This is a genomic window from Actinomycetota bacterium, assembly GCA_005774595.1.
Taxonomy (GTDB): domain Bacteria; phylum Actinomycetota; class Coriobacteriia; order Anaerosomatales; family D1FN1-002; genus D1FN1-002.
The window spans coordinates 1-6056 of record VAUM01000104.1 but is presented as its reverse complement, the minus strand read 5'-3'; the positions used below and the strand labels follow the sequence as shown (position 1 = coordinate 6056).

The following is a 6056-nucleotide window of genomic DNA, read 5'->3' as shown; positions in this document are numbered from 1 at the left end:
AGCACGAACGCCGTCGTGGTGTGCAGGTAGATGGCGAACGGCAGCGCGATGAGCGTCATGCGGTGCGCCCACTTCTCGCCGCCTGCTCCCGTGATGAGGATCCACAGGTCGACGAAGCAGATGATCATGTAGATGTTGGCCGCCGAGCCGGTGTAGACGAACGGCGAGGTGGGGTTCGGCGTCAGCAGCATCCAGCCGGCGCGCCACGGCCGCTCCATGTCGGTGACGATGCCGAGCAGGGCCAGCATCACGAGCACGCCAGCCTGCAGCACCGCGAGCCGGGAGAGCGGCGCGAACTGGTGGGCGCCGAACAGGTGCACGCTCGCGTACACCACGAGGCCGCCGGCGGACAGCCCGACGTAGTACATGTAGTTGGTGAACCACAGGCCCCACGGGTACGCGTCCCGCATCCCCATGACGGCGCCGCCCTTGGCCAGCGCGACGCCCCAGGCCGTGATGCCCAGGCCGATCACGACGGAGAGCAGGCCGACCCAGGTCCAGTAGCGGGGACCCGCCGAGAACAGCGCCCCGAAGTCGAAGTCGATACCGATGAAGCGCTTCACGCCACGGCGCGGAGTGGTCACGAGCGGCATCCCCATCACCCCACGTACCAGATCATGGGCTCGGTGCCGTGCTCCTCCTTGAGGCGCCACACGCGCCTCGTACGGAGCAGGACCGAGACCTCGCTGTCGGGATCGTTCAGGTCACCGAACTTGCGCGCGCCCACGGGGCACGCCTCGGTGCACGCGGTGGTACCGCCGTTGCGCGTGCGCTGGACGCAGAACGTGCACTTCTCGACGACGCCGGCCTTCTCCTCGAGCGGGACCTTCGGGTTGACCTCACCCTCGGGCACCTCGGGTTCGACCCAGTTGAAGTGCCGGGCGCCGTACGGGCACGTCACCATGCAGTTGCGGCATGCGATGCACTTGTCGTAGTCGATGACGACGATGCCGTCCGGCTCCTTCCACGTCGCCTTGACCGGGCAGCCGTAGACGCAGGTGGGCTTGGCGCAGTGCATGCACTGGACCGGCAGGTACCACTTGTCCGGCCGGCCGCCCTCCTCGTAGTGGGCGTCGGCCTTCTCGATGTCGATCCTGCCGGGCTCCATCTCGAGCACCTGGATGTAGGTGAAGCCCGAGTCGCGCCCGATGTTGTTCTCCTTCACGCACGCGTACACGCACTTGCGACAGCCGACGCACGCCTTCACGTCGATGACCATCGCCCAGCTCTGCTTGCCGGGCGGGTCCGCGTACTCGACCGGGTGGCCGGGGTAGTTGACCTCGTGGTTCTCGGCGGCGATCTCCGCGATCGGGTCTGCGTGCGCCGCGCCCTCGGCGCCCTCGCCGGCCGCGGCGCCCTCGGGGCCTTCCGCGAACGCGGGCAGCGAGGTCGCGAGCGCGGGGACGGTCCCCGCCGCGATCACGCCGAGCAGCGCTCCCGCGCTGCGGATGAAGTTGCGCCGCGAGAACGTGGGGACGACACCCTCGGGGATCGTCACGTCGTTTCGCGTGCGCTCGTCGTCGTGGCTCATCGCTTGGCCCTTCCCGAAACGAGCTTGCCTGCAAGTCCTGCCACCGCGCCGAGGCCGACGGCGGCCAGCGCCAGCAGCCAGGCTGGCGTCTGGACCGCTGGCGCTACCGGCGGAGGCGCGAGCGGCTTGAACGGCTCGCGCTCGGGCAGCACCCGGAACTGGAAGCCCGTGCCGGTGAACGGCGGCAGAGCCGACGCGAAGATCCAGCCCGGGGTGTGCGGGTCGTGGCATCCGGCGGAGGTGCACTTCGGCAGGCCCTTGCCGTGGACGCCCTGCTGCCACTCCTCGTACTTCGCCGAGTGGCAGGTGCGGCACACCTCGGCGAGGTGCGCGTCGTCCTTGATGTCGATGAGCGACCCGTCCGGCAGCTTCAGCTTGCCCGGGTCGCGCGTCGGGTCGTCGTGGCACCGCAGGCACGCCGCCTCGTCACGGCCGAGGACGTCGTGGATCTCGAGCTCGATCTCGTGCTTCTCGAACCCGTTGGGCAGCGACTTCCCGCCGTCGGTGACGGGATGGCACTTCGTGCACGGGTGGAACGCGAGCTTGCCCGCGGACGCCTGCCCTCCGAACGCCGGGAGCGGCGCGAGCATCGCGGCGGCCAGCAGGGCCGCGGCCCCGAGGAGGACCGGTCCCCCTCGCGCCGGTCGTGTCACAGTACGTGACGGAAACGGACCCATGTCGTCTCCTGTCGGTCTTGTCGGGCCGCTCTCGCTTCGCGACGCGGCTGCTGACCTGCGGTTCGTGCAGTGGATGTACCTGAGCACCAGCGTGAGTATCGGTTGCGAGGCGATGAAGCCGATTCGCGGGCGCTTCATGTCCTGTTAGGGTTGTGTTAGGGCCGTGCTGGAGACACCGGCCTCGGCACACACGGCGCTTGACGCGCCGTCGCGGGGGTCAGTAGGTTCGACTCCCGACGCAGAGGCGCGCCACGGCGCCGGAGAGTCACCCCCCCCCCAAGACGAGGACGCATGGACGAGAGCCGCGAGGAGACCAGGACCGCACGGCAGCCCGGTGCGCGGATGCGCACCGTGGTGCGGCGCGCGTGGACGGCGGTCGCAGTCGTGGCGGCCGTCATCGCTCTCAGCGTCGCGGCCGACCTCGTCACCGCCTCGCCCGCCGTGTGCGGCGCCTGCCACGAGATGCAGCCGGCGCTCGAGACGTGGCGCACGTCGGGCCACAGCAAGGTCGGCTGCCCCGACTGTCACGAGGACCCGCGCCCCTGGTACCGCTTCCCCGAGACGCTCGGGGTGCGTGGCGCGATGCTCACCCGTGACTTCAACGCACACTTCGCGCGGGCGGACGCGGGCACCTCGGCGGTGTCGGTGCTGCCGACCTCCACCATCCCGGTCTCGCGCTGCGAGGGTTGCCACGACCCGTCCCGCAAGGTGTCCATGAAGTTCGGCACGCTGATCGACCACACCGATCACGCGAAGCGCAACGGGGACTGCCTCTCGTGCCACCTGTGGACCGCGCACCCCGAGCCCGGGACCGACAAGCCGCTGCTCATGATGCGGCAGTGCTTCGACTGCCACGGCCGCGCGAAGACCTCCGCCGCGCCCGGCACGTGTGAGACGTGCCATCCTGCCTCGTTCGAACTCGTGCCCCCGACCCACGCGCCGAAGGACTGGAAGGCCGGCCGCGTGCACGGGGTGCCGGCCCGGAAGGACCGCACGAACTGCACGATGTGCCACGAGGAGTCCTTCTGCTTCGACTGCCACCGGATCGAGATGCCGCATCCGGCAGGCTGGAACGCCGGCCGCACCGCCCACGGCCCGGTCGCGAAGGCGGACCGCGGCGTCTGCCGCACGTGTCACACCGAGGGCCTTGTCTTCTGCAGCATGTGCCATCACGAGGGCTACCGGCCCGCCGAGGGCACCTGGGCCGAGCAGCATCCGAAGGTGGTCGGCGGCAAGGGCTCCGCGTACTGCTTCGACTGCCACGCGCCGACGTCGTGCACAGCCTGCCACACGTCGGCCGCGGCAGCGGCACAGGTCGAGAAGCGCGAGGCCGCCGAGGACAAGGGGTACTGACGCCGGCACGCTCAGGCGCACTCGCAGAGACTCGCAGAGGCGAGCGCTGGTCAGATACCCCGCTCGGCATGTATACTGCCGCCTCGGCCGGAGAGTCGGCCGCATATCCCAAAGACTCGGTCGTCCTTAGCGTGCCTTCGCTCGCCTTCCCAGGACCGGCTGCGTCTGTGACGCAACGTGCCGCCTGATGTGGCGCACAGCGAAGGAGGAAGACCTAGTTTGAGTTTCGACAACCTGGGGCTCGACGCCCGCCTGATGCAGGCGGTCCGTTCCATGGGGTACAGCGAGCCCACCCCGATCCAGCGGGATGCGATCCCGCACGTGCTCGAGGGGCGCGACGTCATCGGCTGCGCCCAGACCGGCACCGGCAAGACCGTGGCGTTCGTGCTCCCGATGCTGCAGCGCCTGAGCGATCGCAAGGGGATCAAGGCGCTCGTGGTCACGCCGACCCGCGAGCTCGCGCTGCAGATCGACGAGGTCGTACGCTCGGCTGCGAAGCACACCGGCCACCGTGCCACCGTCATCTACGGCGGCGTCGGCTACGAGCCGCAGCTCAAGGCGCTGAAGCGCGGCGACCTCGACGTGCTCGTCGCCACTCCCGGCCGCCTGCTCGACGTGCAGGAGCGCGGCGCGCTCGACCTGCGCAACGTGGAGGTGCTCGTCCTCGACGAGGCGGACCGCATGCTCGACATGGGCTTCTGGCCGCAGGTGCGCCGCATCCTCGCGCTGCTGCCGGATCGCAGGCAGAACCTGCTGTTCTCGGCGACCATGGGCACCGCCGTGCTGCGCGTCATCAGCTCGACGCTCACCGACCCGGTGCGTGTCGAGGTCGCCCCGGCGTCCACGCCGGTCGAAGCGATCGACCAGGCCGTGTTCCCCGTCTCCGGCACCCAGAAGTCGCAGCTGCTCGTGGAGCTCGTGAAGCGGCGCGAGCTGCAGCGCACGCTCGTGTTCACGCGCACCAAGCACCGCGCCGACCGCGTGGCCAAGCAGCTCCGCAACGCGGGCATCGACTGCGCCGCCATCCACGGCGACCGCAGCCAGTCGCAGCGCCAGTCCGCGCTCGACGCGTTCAAGCGCGGTCGTCACCGCATCCTGGTTGCGACCGACGTCGTGGCGCGCGGCATCGACATCGACGACGTCTCCCACGTCATCAACTTCGACCTGCCGAACACGCCCGAGGACTACATCCACCGGATCGGCCGCACCGCGCGTGCGGGCAGGTCCGGCTCGGCGATCACCTTCATCGACGCGGCCGAGCATGCCGGGCTGCGCGAGGTCGAGTCGCACATGGGCATGACGATCCGCGTGGAGGACCTCGAGGACTTCCCGTACACGGACGACCGCATCGTGCCGAAGGACGACCGCCCCGCGAAGGTCACGCCGCGGTCGGTGTACAGCAGCGGCGTGAGGGGCCGCCGGGGGCGCTCGACGCGCATCCGCCGCAGGTAGCACGCCGCAACGGCGCTCGCGCGCCGCCACGGCTACGGAAGGCCTCGCCGGTTCGGCGGGGCCTTCCTTGCGTCGCAAGCGGTATAGTCGGACCGCACCCGGACCCACTGAGGAGGGCGAGCCGACATGACCCGCGTCCGCGCAGGACTCGTCGCCACACTCTGCGTCACCGCGTTCGCGGCGACGCTCGCCGCAGGCTGCGGCGGCACGCAGAACGACCCGGAGGCCGCCGCCCCGCTCATCGGCCCGTGGCGAATGGAATCGTACCGCGACGGTGACCAGCTCAAGCCCCTCCTGCCGGACTCCCACGTGACCTGCGAGTTCGCCGCCGACGCCGTGTCGGGCGATGCCGGGATCGACACGTTCGCGGGCACCTACCGCGTCGTGAACAACGACCTGCGCCTCCGCGACGTGCAGGCCGGCGCGTCCGAAGGCCTGCCGGAGCTCGTCGCGCAGCAGAAGGCCTTCCTCGAGGACCTCGATCGCACCCGGCACTTCTCGGTCGCCGACGGACGGCTCACGCTGACCGCCGCCAACGGCGACGTGCTCGTCACACTCCTTCCCGGGACCGCAGCCGAGCTGGTCGGCTCATGGCGCTGCACCGCCTACGATGCCGGCGGCGCCTCGCTCACCAAGCCCGCCGAGGGCGCGGAGTTCACCGCGGAGTTCGGCGAGGGGGGCTCCGTATCGGGGGCCACGGTCGCCGGTCCGTTCGTCGGCGCCTACGAGACCGCCGATGCGCCCGCGCTGCGCCTCGCCGACTTGGAGATCCTGTCGGACTCGGTGGCGGCCGACGCCGAGGAGAAGGCGGCGCAGGACTTCCTCGCCGCGCTCGGCGAGACCGCGAGCTACGAGCTCGGCAACGGCACGCTGTCGCTCAAGGACGGCCGCGGCTACGTCGTGGCGATGTTCGAGAGCGCCGAGTAGCCGGAAGCGCCCGGCAGCCCGGCGGCCTCAGCCGATAGGCCGGGCGAGGTGCATGAACAGCCGCCGGTCGCCGGTGAGCGCCGGGTCCATCGGGTAGACGGAGACCTGCAGCAGCC

The 6056-nt window shown here is 70.5% G+C and carries 6 protein-coding genes; 3 read left to right on the top strand and 3 right to left on the bottom strand.

Translation table 11 applies throughout. The features are described 5' to 3' along the window. The 3 genes from FDZ70_05530 to FDZ70_05520 all read right to left on the bottom strand — a co-directional run. Positions 1 to 599 (bottom strand): hypothetical protein (locus FDZ70_05530; GenBank protein ID TLM77454.1); only part of this gene is annotated, 599 nt, incomplete at its 3' end. Beyond that, entirely contained in the window at positions 599 to 1531 is a 933-nt protein-coding gene (locus FDZ70_05525) for a 4Fe-4S dicluster domain-containing protein (protein ID TLM77453.1), read from the bottom strand. The genes FDZ70_05530 and FDZ70_05525, both read right to left, overlap by 1 nt. Further along, positions 1528 to 2121 (bottom strand): hypothetical protein, encoded by a 594-nt coding sequence (locus FDZ70_05520; GenBank protein ID TLM77452.1) that lies wholly within the window; start codon positions 2119 to 2121, stop codon positions 1528 to 1530. Before FDZ70_05520 ends, FDZ70_05525 begins: the two co-directional genes overlap by 4 nt. 378 nt (positions 2122 to 2499) lie before the next feature. On the opposite strand from FDZ70_05520, the gene FDZ70_05515 reads away from it, so the two are divergent. The 3 genes from FDZ70_05515 (at position 2500) to FDZ70_05505 (ending at position 5940) form a co-directional block, all read left to right on the top strand. Next, positions 2500 to 3561, top strand: a complete 1062-nt coding sequence (locus tag FDZ70_05515) for a hypothetical protein (GenBank protein ID TLM77451.1) — start codon at positions 2500 to 2502, stop codon at positions 3559 to 3561. A gap of 219 nt (positions 3562 to 3780) precedes the next feature. After that, positions 3781 to 5013 carry a DEAD/DEAH box helicase gene (locus FDZ70_05510; protein TLM77450.1) on the top strand — a complete coding sequence of 411 codons (1233 nt, stop codon included), beginning with the start codon at positions 3781 to 3783 and terminating at the stop codon, positions 5011 to 5013. 126 nt (positions 5014 to 5139) lie between these two features. Further along, positions 5140 to 5940: an META domain-containing protein gene (locus tag FDZ70_05505; protein ID TLM77449.1), complete on the top strand. Its 801-nt coding sequence runs from the start codon at positions 5140 to 5142 to the stop codon at positions 5938 to 5940. Positions 5941 to 6056: the final 116 nt, after the last annotated feature.